At 60.6% G+C, this 15,719-nt stretch carries 14 protein-coding genes and 1 pseudogene; 10 read left to right on the top strand and 5 right to left on the bottom strand.

Going from position 1 to position 15,719, the window contains the following annotated elements; genetic code table 11:
- Positions 1 to 85 precede the first annotated feature (85 nt).
- Entirely contained in the window at positions 86 to 1,393 is a 1,308-nt protein-coding gene (locus WN982_RS22455; RefSeq protein ID WP_341317893.1) for an MFS transporter, read from the top strand.
- Between the two features lie 105 nt (positions 1,394 to 1,498).
- Positions 1,499 to 2,740 (top strand): L-dopachrome tautomerase-related protein, encoded by a 1,242-nt coding sequence (locus tag WN982_RS22460; protein ID WP_341317894.1) that lies wholly within the window; start codon positions 1,499 to 1,501, stop codon positions 2,738 to 2,740.
- A gap of 88 nt (positions 2,741 to 2,828) precedes the next feature.
- On the opposite strand, the gene WN982_RS22465 is transcribed toward WN982_RS22460, so the two are convergent.
- A complete protein-coding gene (locus tag WN982_RS22465; protein ID WP_341317895.1) occupies positions 2,829 to 3,323 on the bottom strand; it encodes a nuclear transport factor 2 family protein in 495 nt (164 codons plus the stop codon).
- 460 nt (positions 3,324 to 3,783) lie between these two features.
- Between WN982_RS22465 and WN982_RS22470 the strand changes: the two genes are divergently transcribed.
- A complete protein-coding gene (locus WN982_RS22470; protein ID WP_341317896.1) occupies positions 3,784 to 4,374 on the top strand; it encodes a DUF2867 domain-containing protein in 591 nt (196 codons plus the stop codon).
- 173 nt (positions 4,375 to 4,547) lie between these two features.
- Here WN982_RS22470 and WN982_RS22475 read toward each other — a convergent pair whose 3' ends face one another.
- A complete protein-coding gene (locus WN982_RS22475) occupies positions 4,548 to 5,207 on the bottom strand; it encodes a M24 family metallopeptidase (RefSeq protein WP_341317897.1) in 660 nt (219 codons plus the stop codon).
- A gap of 142 nt (positions 5,208 to 5,349) precedes the next feature.
- On the opposite strand from WN982_RS22475, the pseudogene WN982_RS22480 reads away from it, so the two are divergent.
- Positions 5,350 to 6,378, top strand: a pseudogene (locus WN982_RS22480) (NAD-dependent formate dehydrogenase); the annotation flags it as partial.
- 8 nt (positions 6,379 to 6,386) lie between these two features.
- Positions 6,387 to 6,899 (top strand): HPP family protein, encoded by a 513-nt coding sequence (locus WN982_RS22485; RefSeq protein WP_341317898.1) that lies wholly within the window; start codon positions 6,387 to 6,389, stop codon positions 6,897 to 6,899.
- Positions 6,900 to 6,917: 18 nt separating this feature from the next.
- Here WN982_RS22485 and WN982_RS22490 read toward each other — a convergent pair whose 3' ends face one another.
- Positions 6,918 to 7,376, bottom strand: coding sequence for an MEKHLA domain-containing protein (locus WN982_RS22490; protein WP_341317899.1), 459 nt, complete (start codon positions 7,374 to 7,376; stop codon positions 6,918 to 6,920).
- A gap of 565 nt (positions 7,377 to 7,941) precedes the next feature.
- Here WN982_RS22490 and WN982_RS22495 point away from each other — a divergent pair.
- Positions 7,942 to 8,226, top strand: a complete 285-nt coding sequence (locus WN982_RS22495; protein ID WP_341317900.1) for a cupin domain-containing protein — start codon at positions 7,942 to 7,944, stop codon at positions 8,224 to 8,226.
- Between the two features lie 250 nt (positions 8,227 to 8,476).
- Here the strand turns inward: WN982_RS22495 and WN982_RS22500 are convergent, their stop codons facing one another.
- Entirely contained in the window at positions 8,477 to 9,580 is a 1,104-nt protein-coding gene (locus tag WN982_RS22500; RefSeq protein ID WP_341317901.1) for an alpha/beta hydrolase, read from the bottom strand.
- A 410-nt stretch (positions 9,581 to 9,990) separates the two neighbouring features.
- Positions 9,991 to 10,992: an AraC family transcriptional regulator gene (locus WN982_RS22505; protein ID WP_341317902.1), complete on the bottom strand. Its 1,002-nt coding sequence runs from the start codon at positions 10,990 to 10,992 to the stop codon at positions 9,991 to 9,993.
- 242 nt (positions 10,993 to 11,234) lie between these two features.
- Here WN982_RS22505 and WN982_RS22510 point away from each other — a divergent pair, with 242 nt between their 5' ends.
- The 4 genes from WN982_RS22510 to WN982_RS22525 all read left to right on the top strand — a co-directional run bounded on the left by WN982_RS22510 (position 11,235) and on the right by WN982_RS22525 (position 15,716).
- Positions 11,235 to 12,290, top strand: a complete 1,056-nt coding sequence (locus WN982_RS22510; protein WP_341317903.1) for a 3-keto-5-aminohexanoate cleavage protein — start codon at positions 11,235 to 11,237, stop codon at positions 12,288 to 12,290.
- A 154-nt stretch (positions 12,291 to 12,444) separates the two neighbouring features.
- A complete protein-coding gene (locus tag WN982_RS22515; protein ID WP_341317904.1) occupies positions 12,445 to 13,764 on the top strand; it encodes an MFS transporter in 1,320 nt (439 codons plus the stop codon).
- A gap of 112 nt (positions 13,765 to 13,876) precedes the next feature.
- The gene (locus WN982_RS22520) at positions 13,877 to 14,857 is read left to right on the top strand and encodes a quinone oxidoreductase (RefSeq protein WP_341317905.1); all 981 of its coding nucleotides are present in this window, start codon (positions 13,877 to 13,879) and stop codon (positions 14,855 to 14,857) included.
- Positions 14,858 to 14,867: 10 nt separating this feature from the next.
- Positions 14,868 to 15,716 (top strand): TauD/TfdA family dioxygenase, encoded by an 849-nt coding sequence (locus WN982_RS22525; protein WP_341317906.1) that lies wholly within the window; start codon positions 14,868 to 14,870, stop codon positions 15,714 to 15,716.
- The last annotated feature ends 3 nt before the right edge of the window (positions 15,717 to 15,719 follow it).

Genomic DNA, 15,719 nt, shown 5'->3' on the forward strand with positions numbered 1-15,719 from the left:
CCGTACGAATAGGACTACGCGAGCGTTAAACCGGCCTGACCGGTGAACGTGACGTAGGAGATCAACGTTTAACATGAAGACAACCATGCCCACTCTCGAATCGAGCCCCGTACTCGGCGCGGCCAAAGAGCGCCTCACCGTGAGTCAAATGCGGCTGATTATTCTCGCGAGCCTCGGTGGCGCGCTCGAGTTCTACGATTTCGTTGTCTACGGCGTGTTCGCTCAATTCATCGGCGCGGCGTTCTTTTCGATGCTCGACCCGATGATGTCGCTCGTGATGTCCTTCGCTGTGTTTGCGATTGGCTACCTCTCGCGGCCTGTGGGCGGCGCGGTGCTGAGCTGGTTCGGCGACCGCTACGGTAGGCGGCGCGTTTTCATCGTCTCTGTGATCGTCGTTTCACTTTCTACTATCGGCATGGGTCTCGTGCCCACCTATTCGAGCTGGGGTCTCGCGGCCACGTTCACGATGATCGGCTTGCGCCTGATTCAGGGCTTCTGCCTCGGCGGCGAACTGCCGGGCTCGATCACCTATGTCGTCGAAACGGTGCCGCGCCGCGCGGGCTACGTCTGCGGCATCGTGTTCTTCTGCGTCAACTCCGGCGTGCTGCTCGCGGCGAGCATGAACCTATTCGTGCATTCGGCGCTCGCGCCCTCGCAAGTGCCCATATACGGGTGGCGCATCGCGTTCGTGTTCGGCGGACTGGTCGGCCTGCTTGGTTTCTGGCTGCGTCGCAAGCTCGAAGAGACGCCTGAATTTGCCGAAATGAAGCACCTCGCGTCGAAGCATCCGTTCGCAGAACTCTGGCGCGAACATTGGCGTGCCGTGGTGCTCGGCATTGCCACGACGGCGGCGACCGCGGGCTATAACGGCTTGCTGTTCGCGCACATGCCCGCGTATCTCGACAAGGTGTTGCGCTACGATCCGCACACGGTCGCGGTCGCGCAGAACGTCGCGCTCGCGACGGCCTCGCTGGGCATACTTATCGTCGGCTATATCGGCGACAGTATGCCGCGGCGATATCTGATGCGTGCAGGCGCGCTGGTTCTCGTCGTGCTCTCAATGCCGTTCTACGCGACCCTCGTCGCGCACGGCATGGACCTGATCGTGCTGATGCTGCTGGGTGGTCTCGGCGCTGCGCTCATCAACGGCACGTTCGCGTGCATCATCGCCGACATGTTTCCCACGCGCGTACGCTTTAGCGGCATCGCGATTACGTTCAACCTAAGCTTTACGATTTTCAGCGGCACCGCCCCGTTGATCGGGACGTGGCTCATTGGCAAGACTGGCTCGTCCGCAGCCCCGGCTTACTTCATGATCGCGTGCGCGGCCCTGACCTTTGTCGGGACGTTCTTTCTGAAAAGGGTGAGCGGGAACATTGGCGCTGCAGGCTAGATACGCGCTGCCCAGGGCGGCCACCTGTAGAACTTCGACGTGAAGAGAGTCCGCGCGCATGCTGCCGCCGCGAGGCGTACCAGGAAACAAGGAGAATCGATCCTCATGATATTTGACTCGATCCACGCGCCGCACCTCACGCGGCGCATCGTGCTCGCGGCCGCGCTGGTCGCGCCGCTGTTTGGCGCGGCCGTTGCGCAGCCAGCGAAGAACGACGCGTCAGCTGCGTCTGCATCCCGACACGCGGCTGATCGTCAGGCTGTCGATCGCAGCATCGGCCACCTCGAACAGGTGTTCTCATTTACCGGTGCGATGCCAACCGGTGTCGCGATCGACCCGCACACGCACCGAATCTTCGTCAACTTTCCGCGTTGGGGCGACAAGAACGTGCCCTATACAGTCGGCGAAATTGTCGGTGACAAGGTTGTTCCGTACCCGGACGCGCAAATGAATCGCGCGACGACGGATGTGCCGGCAGCCCATTTCATCAGCGTGCAGAGCGTTGTTGCGGATGGACGCGGCAGGCTATGGGTACTCGATCCCGCAGTCCTCGATCCGACCACGCCGAGTTCCGCGGCGCCGGTTCCGGGTGGAGCGAAGCTCGTCGCGATCGACCTGAAGACCAATCAGGTCGCGCGGACCTACGTGCTGCCTTCCGACGCCGTTCTGCCGACGACATATCTGAACGACGTGCGCTTCGACTTCCGAGCAGGCAAGAGCGGATTTGCGTACATCACGGATTCGGCGGCGGGCAGCGAGCCGGGCAGCATCATCGTCATCGATCTCGCGAGCGGCGACGCATGGCGGAGACTGTCTGGTCATCCGTCGGTGCAACCCGATCCGTCGTTCGTACCGATCGTAGAGGGCGAGCAACTGATGATTCGCGCGTCCGGCAAGCCTCCCGTGCCGTTCCGCGTTGCATCCGACGGAATCACATTGTCCGCCGATGGCACGACTTTGTATTATGGGCCGCTGACGAGCCGGAATCTATATGCAGTACCGACTAACCTATTGAGCGACAGGTCAGTGTCCGACGAGAAGGTTGCAGCAGCCGTCGTCGATCTCGGTGACAAAGGCGCGTCGGACGGACTTGAGACCGACGATCGCGGGCGTATCTATGCGACCGATTATGAACACAACGCAATCAGAAGGCTCGACAACGGCCGCTGGACCACGATCGCACACGACGCGCGGATGCTGTGGCCCGATTCGATGTCGATCGCACCCGGCTATTTGTACTTCACCGCGAACCAGATCGACCGGCTACCGCTGTTCCACGAAGGCCACGACGGTCGCGTGAAGCCATACGCACTCTTTCGCGTGAAGATCGACGCGGGGCCACGCTGACTCGGTCACTGTCAATCGCCGCTGCCCGCGCTGTACCCCGGCGCGCACGAAACTCGAGCACTGCAACGAAGTGTGAAGCAAGGATCATCTAAAACATCGTGTTGCCATTAGCTGACGTAGAGGGGACGGGCTCGACTACATCCCAATGTTCAGCAATCTTCCCATCTCGAATACGGTAAATGTCCATTGTTGCTTGGCCAAGCTGACCTGGAGCCGGGATCTGGTGAGTATGCACCCAAACAAGGTCTCCTTCAGCGGCCAAATGGTCGATTTCCGAAACGGATTGCGGCGACTGAGAAAAGTATGTTTGGAAAAATTTTTTAAGGGCTTCTCGGCCCGTCGCTAAATTCGGATTATGTTGAATGTAGTCCTCTCGCACGACCTCGTCAGCGTAATTGATGTTATGTTGATTGAAGAATTCATAGTAAAACCGCAGTATTAGAGCTCGGTTTCGCGCCTCTGTTGTCACTACGGCAGCATCATTGATTGATCCTCCTTGAGCCCAAACCGGCGGTGTCGCCATAAGAGCAATCAGTAACCCAGTGCTTGCCCCGAGCTGGCGAGCGAACGTCTTGATCATCATGTGAACCCTCATAAAGTAAATGAAACGGTACGCAACGAGAGAAGCGTCGGCCGGTGTGAAGTGGGAGAGTAGCCGAGTGCGCAGGGTCGCCGCAAATCACTCTTTCAGTGCCGCGCATAACCGATAGGTTATCGACGACAACATCGACCGGCACCGTCGCGAGATCGCGCGTGGCCGGCGATGTTGTGATCGGACATTCGCGTGAAATGGATGTACGGGAACGCCGGATAGAGCTGATGGCCGTCGCGCGCGGCCCCGCGGCGCGGAGCGCGGGCGAACGCATCCTGCGACCAATGACCGCCGCTCGGCCGCAGGCGCTCGCATTGGTGCGGGTAGCCTTGCGGCTCTAGCGGCCTCGAGTGTCGTATAGGTTGAAAATCGTATGAGCCTTGGCCAGATAGGCGGCGGTTCATGAGGTCTCCGTCTTCTCCGATGCCAAGGTTGCTTTGGTTGCGGTATCTTGAGGCTGCTTACGGAAAAGCCCCCGCATGCGGTATCCGTCTACACAACGGAGCAATCGGCCATGACAAGCTGCGCAGTACGAGCCGTCCCACTCCCCCGGGAAAGCGAACTCGCCGGCCTCTTTAACGGCGCGCATCTCGCGGACGCATTTGCAATCACTCTGTCCGCGGGCGCACCGCTCGACATTGATTTGCTGGCGCGCGCCTTTCTCGGTGATCCTTCGCCGTGGTTTCGCGCGCTGCTGGCATGCCGCGATGCCTTGGTGACACCATTTGGCGTCAAGACATCGGCGCGACTACGCAGTGAGCTGCGCGCCAGGTCCGCACCACACATCGATTTTTTCCCCATCATCTCTCGCGAAGGCCACGAATTGGTGATCGGCGAGGATGACCGCCATCTCGACTTCAGGACATCGGTGCTACTGCGCGGCGCGGCGGTGGACGGGAAACACGAAGTCGTCGCAACTACGGTCGTGCGCTGTCACAATTCCTTTGGCCATCTTTACTTGTTTCTGATCGCACCGTTTCACCGGCTCGTCGTGCGCTCAAATCTGGCAAGGGCGGCGGCGAAGGGGTGGCGGCACACCTAATCTGCGCTGAACGGCCGGTTCCGAGGGGACAAAGGTCAGTCAACCGTCGTCGCAACCGGCCGCATTCCAGGTAATCGCATTACTACAATTCAGATTTTTCACGCCTTCATTGATTGCATAGCTTCATTGTATACAGTGAAATATAACGCAATGGAGCAAGCGCAAGTGCGTCATCAGACCAGCAGGTCCTCGTAGAACGAACCGAACGGCCGGGTCGGGTGCGCGAGCTGAATCTCAAGGATCCAGAGGCCGGCGTCGGGACACTCCGCAAAATCGCCCAGATTGCCCGCTTTGTAGATGGCGTGCGGGAAATCGCTGACGCGGTGCCCTTTGATGTCCAGATTCAGACGCCAACCGAGCGCCTTCGCACGCTGCGCTGCGAAGTCATAGAGCGCTTTGCCGCCGGCGCGGGTCGACCGCCAGTGCTGCTCCACTTCGTCGAACACAGTCTTCGCGGCATCCGCGCAGGCTTTCATCTCCGCATCGTTGCCGACCACGAAGGTCGCGCCAGCATCGCCCTCGTGCTGATCCCACACTACCCCAAGGTCGACGAAGAAAATATCGTTCTGCTTGAGCCGCGGGTCGCCCTCCGATCGCTCCTTGAAGGTCTTCAGCGTGTTCTCGCCGAAGCGCACCAGTACGGGATGCCAGATCCGATCCATGCCCATTTCGTTCAGCACGTCCTTGCATAAAGCGGTCACCTCCGACTCGAGCATGCCGGGCTGGACCCGCTGCGCCAGTCGGTCCACCACTTCCCAGGTTTTGCCCTGGGCATATTTCATCGACTCGAGCACGTATTTGCTTCCGACCGCCTGCTTCGCCGCTGCTTCCATCTATTCCCTCCGGGTATATCCGTTCGAATATAACGATAGAACGCTCCAGTGTCCACGTCCTGCTCCGGTTGTATGTGCATCGGAGAGACGACAATGCCGTGCGAAATGATTTGCGTAGATCCCGTCGGGACACACGCACTCGGGGCTGCGCAATTATCTCGAATCGAACGATCACCAGTTGGTCGTGACTTCGAGTAAAGTCGGTGCCGACAGCGTGCTCGACCGGGAACTGCACGACGCTGAAATCGTCATTTCGCAACCGTTCTGGCCGGCCTATATGACCGCCGAACGCATCGCGAAGGCACCCAAGCTCAAAATGATCGTCACCGCCGGGATCGGTTCGGATCACACCGATCTGCAGGCGGCGATGGATCGGGGCATCACGGTGGCCGAAGTCACCTATTGCAACAGCAATAGCGTGGCCGAACACGTCGTGATGACGACGCTTGCCTTGGTGCGCAACTATCTCCCGTCGTACGACTGGGTCATTAAAAGCGGCTGGAACATTGCCGATTGCGTTGAGCGTTCTTACGACCTCGAAGGGATGAACGTCGGCACCGTCGCTGCCGGCCGTATCGGTCTGCGCGTATTGCGACTGCTCAGGCCTTTCGACGTGAAGCTGCACTACCTGGATCGTCATCGCCTGCCGGAGTCGGTCGAGAAGGAGCTCAACCTTACCCATCACACCAGTCTGGAGAGCCTGACCAAAGTGTGCGACGTCGTGACACTGAACTGTCCGCTGCATCCCGAGACGGAGCACATGATCAACACGCAGACGCTTGCAAATTTCAAGCGTGGCGCTTATCTGATCAATACGGCACGTGGCAAACTGTGCGACCGCGATGCAATCGCCGCAGCGCTGAAAAGTGGTCAGTTGGCTGGCTATGGCGGCGACGTGTGGTTCCCTCAGCCTGCGCCGGCCGACCATCCGTGGCGCAGCATGCCACACCATGGCATGACGCCCCACATCTCCGGTACCAGCCTGTCGGCGCAGGCTCGCTATGCTGCCGGCACCCGCGAAATCCTCGAGTGCTTCTTCGAAGGCAGGCCAATCCGCAATGAATACCTGATCGTGCAAGGCGGCAAACTTGCCGGTGTCGGCGCGCACTCGTATAGCGCGGGCAACGCAACGAAGGGCTCGGAAGAAGCCGCGCGCTTCAAGACGAGCTGACCCTGCATATGGCATCTCCGTCCGCCGCTACCTCGGGCGTCAACGGGGCCTCGACGCGGCGCGTCCGGACCGGCAGCATCATGCTCGCCGGCTTGGGCGCGTTCGCGGCCCTGGCTCTCGTCGGCATGCTGGCACAGAAAACCTCGCAACCGTGGATCCTCGGCTCGTTTGGGGCAACCTGCGTGCTGCTATTCGGATTTCCGGTCAGCCCGTTTTCACAACCGCGCAACATCGTCGGAGGTCACGTTCTGACATCACTGGTCGGTTTGCTGTTTCTTCATCTATTCGGCCCGGGATGTCTGCCAATGGCCGCCGCCGCTGCATGTGCAACGATGCTGATGATGATTACGCGCACCGTCCATCCGCCGGCCGGCAGCAATCCGGTCATCATCTTCGTGGCTCAGCCAAGCTGGTCTTTCTTGCTGTTGCCGACGCTCTTTGGGGCCGGCGCGCTGGTTTTGATCGGATGGCTCTACTGGAAAATACTTAAGCGAGGTTCGTGGCCAACGCCGCCGAAGTGACTCTGCGATTATGCGCGATCAAATGTCGCGCGTGCGCGGAATGACAACTGCTTGGCCGTGCAATTTGCCTTCCGCGTCGAGAAGTTGCCACAGTGTTGCTTCCTCGATTATGAAGCGCTGGCCTGACTTGGTGACACGCACGCCCTTGTAGCCCGCCTCATAGCCGAGCCGCTGTACACGTGCGAGGAACTGCTGTCGCTCCTCGCGATTCGGGGCTTCAGCTGAGAGCCGGGACGGCAGTCGGGTGATTTCATCCCAGCTATATTCAAAGCGGCGTTGCGCGGCCTTATTGCCATAAATAAAGAGCGGGTCGGGATCGGTGTTGTGCGCAAGTACTGCGAACGGTGCACTCTCATAGAGCCATTCGGTAGCTTCGACCACGGGCATGGCCTGCGGCACTAGGGGGAGACCAAGCAGCCGGGTGTAACTATCGGTAAGAAGCTGGTAGAAAGCTGGATTGCGGTGGAGTGGGGTCATCTAAGGCATCTCTATGGATATCGTGGGCTCTATGCAAAGGCGGAGGCGTTCACGATACAGCATCTTCAGGCGAAGTCTTGCGTCCAGCGGTTGAATCCGCCGGGCGAAGCGGACACTCCGCTATCCGAGGTACGCAAGCGGCCAAGGACCGTTCTTGGCCGACCCGGTCCGACACAGATCTCGATCAATCGCCGATCGCGGCGATTATGTGAAGGGCATGAGTCGATCCTGAGCGGCCGGTCGCAGTCCGGCGAAGCAGCCGTTCAACACTCGGCGAGGGGTGTACCAGTTCGCTACTGGCTATGTTTCCGACGCGTGGGTCGTGTTCCGTCTTCAATGCCGGCCCTCTTGTATCGCATAGGTGAATGCAACTGTGTTGGTAAGAGCAAAGGCACTGTACATGTCAAACGAAGGGCTTCACCTTCAGAATGATTAATAGATGTATTGAGCCTGGAAGCATGTTGACGCACGGCGGAGTCGCCACTAACAGGCGATAGCGCGCCTATCGATGCGGCCTGACGGCTATCTGACGAACCTCGTCGCCCACTCCGCTGAGGAAACTCTCATGAATCGTCCGCAGGCAGTGCCAAAGCAGCAGGTATTGAATGAACGCGTGATCGTCACCGAGTGGCGATTTGCACCCGGTGCTGAGACCGGCTGGCATGTTCATGGGCATGACTATGTCGTGGTGCCGCAAACGGACGGCCAACTTCTCCTTGAGACAGCGGAAGGCAACCGGGAGTCGCAACTGCGCGCCGGGCACAGTTACGCTGGCTTGAAGGGGGTGGAACACAACGTCGTCAACGCGACCGACCACGAGGTGGTATTTATCGAGGTGGAGATTCGCTGAGGCAGCTCATGAGAAGAAGCACAACCGAATGGCCGCTTCGAAGCGGCCCAGCCGACTGACCGCTTGTGACCGGTCACTGCCATACGCAGACGGCATGCACCGCCCGAATCCCGCAAGGTAGCGATCGGCGGCACGCGACCCGTTCCGGACCCTCAGATTTGCCTAAGGCGGCCGTTCGCATGGTAACCAATCGGCACCAACGCGTCAGATGGCACCTCCTGAAACTACTCGGCCAGGCCTAACTGCAGATTCAACCGTGATCCCGGCCCAACACCGCAATGACTTGCTGGATCGCTGCGGGGTCGAGAATGATGCCCGTATGACCGACTTTTGGCACGATGCTCACCGGGATGTCAGGCCGAACCCCGTGAACCAGGGGCGCAAATTTATCCGCATAGAAGAACTCATCATCGGCCCCTACGAGCAATTCCGTGGGTCTGGCGATGTGGCGCAGATCGTCAAGATAATGCGTATCCTGCGTGAAATTTTCGCTCAACCGGTAGGAATAGAGTGGCGTCATCATGTTCCCTGGCGCAGCAGGCACAGCGAAGGCGAGGACCGGCAGCGCCTCGAAACCATGAACACCAAGCCGATCCAGGGTGGTCAGCCCCACGTAGCGCGCCTTGAACGGTTTAGCAAAGCCTCCAACGTCAGGCCGCACTGTTGTCGCATCACGTGCCAACATCGGTGATAACAGCACGTATCGTCCGAATAGCGCGCCATCCGGCCCACCTGCAAAGCGCAATGCCAGCCCGCCGCCGGCCGAATGCCCCAGCAGCGACAGGCTGGCGCTGGGCTGGGCCCGGTGCACGAAGCGCGCGAAGTCCGCCACATCGTCTTGAAGCTGGCCGTTGTAGGCGATGTCGCCATTGCCCCCTGAGGCGCCGTGGCCGCGCAGGTCTTGAACATAGACCGTGAATCCCGAAGCCTGAACCGCCTTGGCCAGCACATGAAGCATGAAGCTGCTGGCGGCCGCCCCGTGCAGCATCACCACAGCTTTGTTGCCGTGACCTGGATAAACGCGATAAGCAAGCGCGACCCCATCACGTGCCCGAAACGATTGGAGCGGTGGCAGATCGTGGAAATCGACCTTCTTGAACGGCGCGTCAGCGTCAGGCAACGGCTGTGGCAAAGACGAGGTTCCAAACGCAATGATCCCGGCCAGAGCGACGGCGGCCAAAAGAGCAGTGGTACCGATGAGGACGAGGAGTTTTGTCGCGATTCGGGATGGCGTCACGCTGGAAGCTTTCAAAGGATGGTTGAGAGTGGTGTGGTAATAGCAACGAGCCGGCGGGAAACTCTCAAAACGGAAAAATCGCGCGCTCAGCGAGATTGTCGCCGATTCATGTGGCATTGTCGGATGTCCGAAAATGGGCGAACCCGGGAGTTCGATGAAGGACCGAGTTCGACCCACTGCCGCCGTTCGGTACGTCGCAGTCGCAACGGCTGCTTCAAAACCTACTGCGGCCATAGAAGCGGTCGAATCTCAAGACGAGTTATTGGCCGTTCGCGGTCACTTGCGCGACCGGTGGGCCAAAATGATTGGCGCGCCCCAAGGAAGTCCGGTGCGAAGAACAGCTTATGCTTGAGCGGCTTATTGGCTTATTCGACCAGGCTTCGCAGCACTGTCCGAGCAGGACGAGTCGACTATTGAGCGGCGGATGTCTGCGCCGGGGGGGCCAGGTGATTTGTGGTTCCGAGCTTTCGGTGAATTGACGACCTGCTTGCGACCGAAACCTTCGAAGGCGCCAAGGCACAGCGCGCTCATTTCAAATGGCTGTTGCGCCAGTCACGAGGCGTCACACCAAAGCGTGAATTAAACCAGTTTGTGAAGGAACCCTGCTGCGAATAGCCAAGCAGTGCGGAAACCCGCCCGATGGGATAGCGTGGGTTGCTCATATAGCGCAGGGCAAGTTCACCCCTGACTTCCTCGACCAGACGCGAGAAGCTGGTATGCGCAAGTTCAAGTTGGCGCTGCATGGTGCGAACGCTCAGACGTAAATGGCGGGCAACCAGTTCGACGGTGGCCTGCTCGACGGGCAGCAACAAGTAGATCGCCTTGCGCACTTCCAGCGCGGTCGAATCGACACCGGTCACGTTGAGTGAATCCGCGAGGCTCTCGGCATATCGCACCAGTTCCGGGTCAGCGGAGGGATTTGGGTAGTCGAGATCGGCGGCCGAACACACGAAGCCGTTGAAATCGCTGCCGAACTCCAACGGACAGCCGAAAAATCGTCGATGAAACGTCAGGTCCTTCGATCCCTGATGAACAAAATGGACCGAGCGTGGTTTCCAGTGATCGCCAAGCAGAGCGCTGGAGTGGCGCCAGAGGACACCGACCGCGAGTTCGATCGCCTGATTCGTTGGGGTACCCGGTTCGACGACCAGTTCTTCGCGGATGGTAACCGTTTCGCCCACGTCCTCGACATACACAGCCAGGGCTTCGTTCAACAGATGCCGGTATTCGGCCGTGGCCAGCAATACCTCGCGCAGCGTGCGCTTGTGCGCGAGCAGGACATTGACCACACCGGTACCGAACTTCTGCCGGGTCTCGGCCATCTGCAGCGCGAAAGTCGGGCATGACGCCTTTTCGGCCGTAAGTTCCAGCAACCGGCACGCGGCGGCCGCCGGAATGCGATCGTCCGGATTTGCAAGCGCCGCGGTATCGATCCCGACCTGCTGTGCAAGCTCGACGGGGTTCAGTCCGACCCGCCGCGTCACATCGAAATAGCCGCTCATGGCTACCGAGCGCAACATCGTTTCCATCGCTTTGTCTCCGTATATGCGTCGCAGGCGGCCTCCCTGCGTCTGGTATTGGAATGTCTACCGCACGCACCGGTGTTAACGCGTAGTGGCATGAAATGCTAAAAGAATGGCGCCATATCATAAAAGTGTAACGCAGGATTGCCGTATGGTGGGATCTCAACGGTTCATCATGTTCCGACCAGTCTTCATGCGGCCAGCCGTGTCGCGAGCGTCGGAACACCGTACTCATATTGGAGAACACGATGCAATTCCTCGACGATTCGCTGCACCCTGAGAACCAGGACAAGGTTGTCATCACGACCGCTCCGTACGGCCCGGAATGGATGCCCGAAGACTTTCCGGAAGACATTCCGGTAACGATGGAGGAGCAGATCCAAAAGGCCGTCGACTGCTACGAGGCCGGCGCGACCGTGCTGCACCTGCATGTGCGCGAACTGGATGGCAAAGGCTCCAAGCGCCTGTCGAAATTCAACGAACTGATCGCCGGGGTGCGTGCGGCCGTGCCGGACATGATCATCCAGGTGGGTGGCTCGATCTCGTTTGCACCGGAAGACGATGGTCAGGCCGCGAAGTGGTTGTCCGACGACACGCGTCACATGCTAGCCGATCTCGACCCGAAGCCCGATCAGGTGACGGTCGCGATCAACACCACGCAGATGAACATCATGGAGTTGCTCTATCCGGAGTACCTGGAAGGCACGTCGCTGTCCAATCCTGCGCTTATGGCCGCCTACAGCGAAATGACGGTACCCGCGGGTCCGGCCTGGGTTGAGGAGCATCTGCGTCGCCTGCAGGCCTCGGGCATCCAGCCGCACTTCCAGCTTACCGGTATCCATGCGCTCGAAACGCTCGACCGCCTGGTGCGCAGGGGCGTCTACAAGGGGCCGCTGAACCTGACGTGGATCGGCATCGGCGGCGGCTTCGACGGTCCGAACCCGCACAACTTCTTCAACTTCGTCCACCGTGCACCGGACGGTGGCACGGTCACGGCCGAGTCGTTGCTGAAGAACGTGCTGCCGTTCAACATGATGGCGATGGCCATGGGCCTGCATCCGCGCTGCGGCATCGAGGACACGATCATTGACCAGCACGGCAATCGCATGAGCTCGGTGCAGCAGATCGAGCAGTGTGTGCGCGTGGCGCGCGAATTGGGCCGTGAAATCGCGAGCGGCAAGGAAGCGCGCGAGATCTACAAGATTGGTGTGCAGTACAAGACGGTCGACGAGACACTCGCGGCCAACGGCATGGCGCCGAATCGCAAGGCCGGTGTGAAGAACCTGCCGCTGCGCGCGGCGTAAGGGTTTGAAGCGCGGCTGACGTTTCGCGGACGTCGGGCTTCAAAGGCAGGGCTCGCCGGCAAGCCGGGGAGAGTTTTGCAGTATCCATAAAGGCTGCCTTTGTCCTGTAGGGCAAAGGCGGTCGCCAACGAGCTGGACACGAAGGAGACAACTCATGTTCACGCATGCCGAGCCCTTGACGGGCGATGTTTCGACGACGCAAAAAGGCGTGCACGCGTATGCGTGGGTGGTATTTGTCCTGACGGTGGGGTTGCTGCTATCCGACTACATGTCGCGGCAGGTGTTGAATGCGGTGTTTCCGATGCTCAAGGCGGCATGGAACCTTTCCGACACCCGGCTCGGTTCGCTGAGCAGCGTGGTCGCGCTGATGGTCGGCGTGCTCACCTTTCCGCTGTCGGTACTCGCCGACCGCTGGGGCCGCGTGAAGAGCATTGTCCTGATGGCGGCGATGTGGAGTCTCGCGACGCTCGGCTGCGCGCTCGCGACGAACTATGGCGAGATGCTACTCGCGCGCGCCTTCGTCGGTATCGGTGAAGCCGCCTATGGCAGCGTCGGCATCGCGGTCGTCCTCAGCATCTTTCCGGCGCGGCTGCGCTCCACGCTCACCGCCGCGTTCATGGCTGGCGGGGCGTTTGGTTCAGTGCTGGGCATGGCGCTAGGCGGTGCCGTCGCGGCTCGCTTCGGCTGGCGCGCGGCGTTCGGCGCAATGGCGGCCCTTGGAATCATCCTGGTCGTTTTCTACCGGTTTGCCATCACCGAAAAACGACTCGCGCCGCTGCAACCGGCAAACGTGGGCCGTCAGACGCAGGGGGCCGGTGTGTGCATGAGCTTGCGCACGTTGGTCCAAGGACTCTTTTCAACAAAGTCGGTCGTGTGTGCCTACGTCGGCAGCGGCATCCATCTGCTGGTTCCGGCCGCTGTGTGGGCGTGGATGCCCAGCTTCCTGAACCGCTACTACGGCATGTCTGCAGGCAAGGCGGCCATGGGCGCGGCCGTGTTCGTGCTGGCCACCGCTTTCGGCATGGTGGTGTGCGGAAATCTGGCCGACCGGCTCAGCAAGCATGCGCGGGAAAGGAAGTGGAGCACCGCCGTCGCCTTCTGTCTGATCTGCTTCGTGCTGCTCACAATCGGCTTCCGCATGCCGGCGGGTCCGGCACAGCTCGTCGTGATCGGCGCCGGCATGTTCTTCTGCGCCGGCGCGACCGGCCCCTCGGGTGCGATGGTGGCAAACCTCACCCCACCGTCAATCCATGCATCGGCGTTTGCCACCCTGACGTTGGCGAACAACCTGCTGGGGTTGGCACCCGCTGCCGTCCTGACGGGCATCGTGGCCGATCGGATCGGGCTGCTCGGCGCGTTGCAACTCGTGCCGTTTGCACCCCTGGTCGCGGCAATCGCCTTCTTCATCGGCAAGCGGAACTATGGCGTCGACCTCGATCGCTTGAGTGCCCTGCGTGAGCAGGCCGGGAGCTGACCCGATGGTCGCCCGCGAGCTTTAGACCTGGCAAGTGCGCCTGAGAGCAAATTGGGCAGCCCATCACAGGCGAAATAAATTTGTAGTTCGAGTAATGAATAGGAGATTTGATATGGCGAAAGCAGTGCGCTTCCATGAAACCGGCGGTCCCGAAGTGTTGCGCTATGAAAATGTTGAAGTGGGCGACCCCGGCCCCGCACAGGTTCGCTTGCGCCATGAGGCAGTGGGCCTGAATTTCGCCGACACCTACTTCCGCACCGGCCTGTACCCCGTGCCACTGCCTGCGGGCATGGGTGTCGAGGCTGCAGGTGTGGTCGAAGCCATCGGCCCCGACGTGACCAACGTTGCGGTCGGCGATCGCGTGACCTACACCGGCTTTCTCAACACGCTCGGCGCTTACAGTACAGAACGCCTGATCCCGGCCGCGCCGCTCATCAAGCTGCCTGATGCGATCCCCTGCGAAACAGCTGCCGGCATGACGATGCGAGGCCTGACCTCGTCGTACCTGATGCGCCGCATTCATGACTTCAAGGCGGGCGACACCATCCTGCTGCATGCCGCCGCCGGCGGAGTGGGTCTGATCGTGTCGCAATGGGCAAAGTTGTTGGGTCTCACCGTGATCGGCACGGTATCGAACGAGGCCAAGGGCGAGGTGGCCAGCGCGCATGGCTGCGATCACATCATTTACTACAGCCGGGAGGATGTTGCGAAGCGTGTGCGCGAACTGACCAATGGCATGGGCGTGGACGTCGTGTTCGACAGCGTCGGCAAGGATACCTTCGAGGCGTCACTCGATTCGCTCAGGCGCCGTGGCCTGATGGTCTGCGTCGGCACGGCGTCCGGACCAATCCCGCCGTTCAATCCGCAGATGCTCGCGATGAAGGGCTCGCTCTACCTGACACGGCCCGCGCTGGCGGACTACATAGCCGACCCCGTCGAGAAGAACGAACTTGCGGGCGAACTCTTCGGGCATGTCGCCACAGGCCGCATCAAGATCGAACTCAACCAGCGTTACGCGCTGGAGGACGCGGCGCAGGCCCACCGCGACCTCGAAACGCGCAAGACGACCGGCTCGTCGGTCTTCGTTATCTGAGGAGTAGGTCATGCGAGTCGAACAATTGACGTGTGCCATCGGTGCCGAACTGGTCGGGGTAAATCTCGCCGATGCCATCCACGATGACAGCCTGTTTGCCGGAATCCGGGCGGCGCTGCTTGAGCACAGGGTGCTGTTCCTGCGCGACCAGGACATTTCGCGCGGCGAGCACGTCGCATTCGCTCGCCGTTTCGGCGCACTGGAAGACCATCCCGTCGCCGGCAGCGATCCCGAATATCCGGGCCTCGTGCGCATCTACAAGAACCCGGATCAGCCCAACGACCGGTATGAAAACGCGTGGCACGCGGATGCCACCTGGCGCGAGGCGCCGCAGTTCGGCGCTGTCCTGCGCTGCGTGGAGTGCCCGCCAGTCGGCGGCGACACGATGTGGGCGAACATGGTCCTCGCCTACGAGAACCTGCCGGACCACATCAAGACCCAGATCGCGGACCTGCGCGCCCGCCACAGCATCGAGGCGAGCTTCGGAGCCGCGATGCCGATCGAAAAACGTCTCGCTCTTAAAGCGCAATTCCCGGACGCTGAGCATCCGGTCGTGCGCATGCACCCGGAGACCGGTGAGAAGGTGTTATTCGTGAGCGCCTTCACCACCCATTTCACCAATTACCACACGCCGGCGCGCGTGCGCTTCGGGCAGGACGCCAATCCGGGCGCGGGTGACCTGCTGCGCTATCTCATCAGCCAGGCCTACATCCCCGAGTACCAGGTCCGCTGGCGCTGGAAACCCAACAGCATCGCGATCTGGGACAACCGCAGCACGCAGCACTATGCAGTGATGGACTACCCGCCGTGTCACCGCAGGATGGAGCGCGCCGGAATTATCGGCGACAAGCCGTACTGATCG

It is taken from the genome of Paraburkholderia sp. IMGN_8 (assembly GCF_038050405.1).
Taxonomy (GTDB): Bacteria; Pseudomonadota; Gammaproteobacteria; order Burkholderiales; family Burkholderiaceae; genus Paraburkholderia.

Bases quoted from the DNA above. Each gene is read 5' to 3' on its own strand.
- WN982_RS22455 (WP_341317893.1), top strand. From the start codon at position 86: ATGCCCACTCTCGAATCGAGCCCCGTACTCGGCGCGGCCAAAGAGCGC.
- WN982_RS22460 (WP_341317894.1), top strand. From the start codon at position 1,499: ATGATATTTGACTCGATCCACGCGCCGCACCTCACGCGGCGCATCGTG.
- WN982_RS22465 (WP_341317895.1), bottom strand. From the start codon at position 3,323: ATGATGATCAAGACGTTCGCTCGCCAGCTCGGGGCAAGCACTGGGTTA.
- WN982_RS22475 (WP_341317897.1), bottom strand. From the start codon at position 5,207: ATGGAAGCAGCGGCGAAGCAGGCGGTCGGAAGCAAATACGTGCTCGAG.
- WN982_RS22485 (WP_341317898.1), top strand. From the start codon at position 6,387: ATGGCATCTCCGTCCGCCGCTACCTCGGGCGTCAACGGGGCCTCGACG.
- WN982_RS22490 (WP_341317899.1), bottom strand. From the start codon at position 7,376: ATGACCCCACTCCACCGCAATCCAGCTTTCTACCAGCTTCTTACCGAT.
- WN982_RS22495 (WP_341317900.1), top strand. From the start codon at position 7,942: ATGAATCGTCCGCAGGCAGTGCCAAAGCAGCAGGTATTGAATGAACGC.
- WN982_RS22500 (WP_341317901.1), bottom strand. From the start codon at position 9,580: ATGCCACATGAATCGGCGACAATCTCGCTGAGCGCGCGATTTTTCCGT.
- WN982_RS22505 (WP_341317902.1), bottom strand. From the start codon at position 10,992: ATGGAAACGATGTTGCGCTCGGTAGCCATGAGCGGCTATTTCGATGTG.
- WN982_RS22510 (WP_341317903.1), top strand. From the start codon at position 11,235: ATGCAATTCCTCGACGATTCGCTGCACCCTGAGAACCAGGACAAGGTT.
- WN982_RS22515 (WP_341317904.1), top strand. From the start codon at position 12,445: ATGTTCACGCATGCCGAGCCCTTGACGGGCGATGTTTCGACGACGCAA.
- WN982_RS22520 (WP_341317905.1), top strand. From the start codon at position 13,877: ATGGCGAAAGCAGTGCGCTTCCATGAAACCGGCGGTCCCGAAGTGTTG.
- WN982_RS22525 (WP_341317906.1), top strand. From the start codon at position 14,868: ATGCGAGTCGAACAATTGACGTGTGCCATCGGTGCCGAACTGGTCGGG.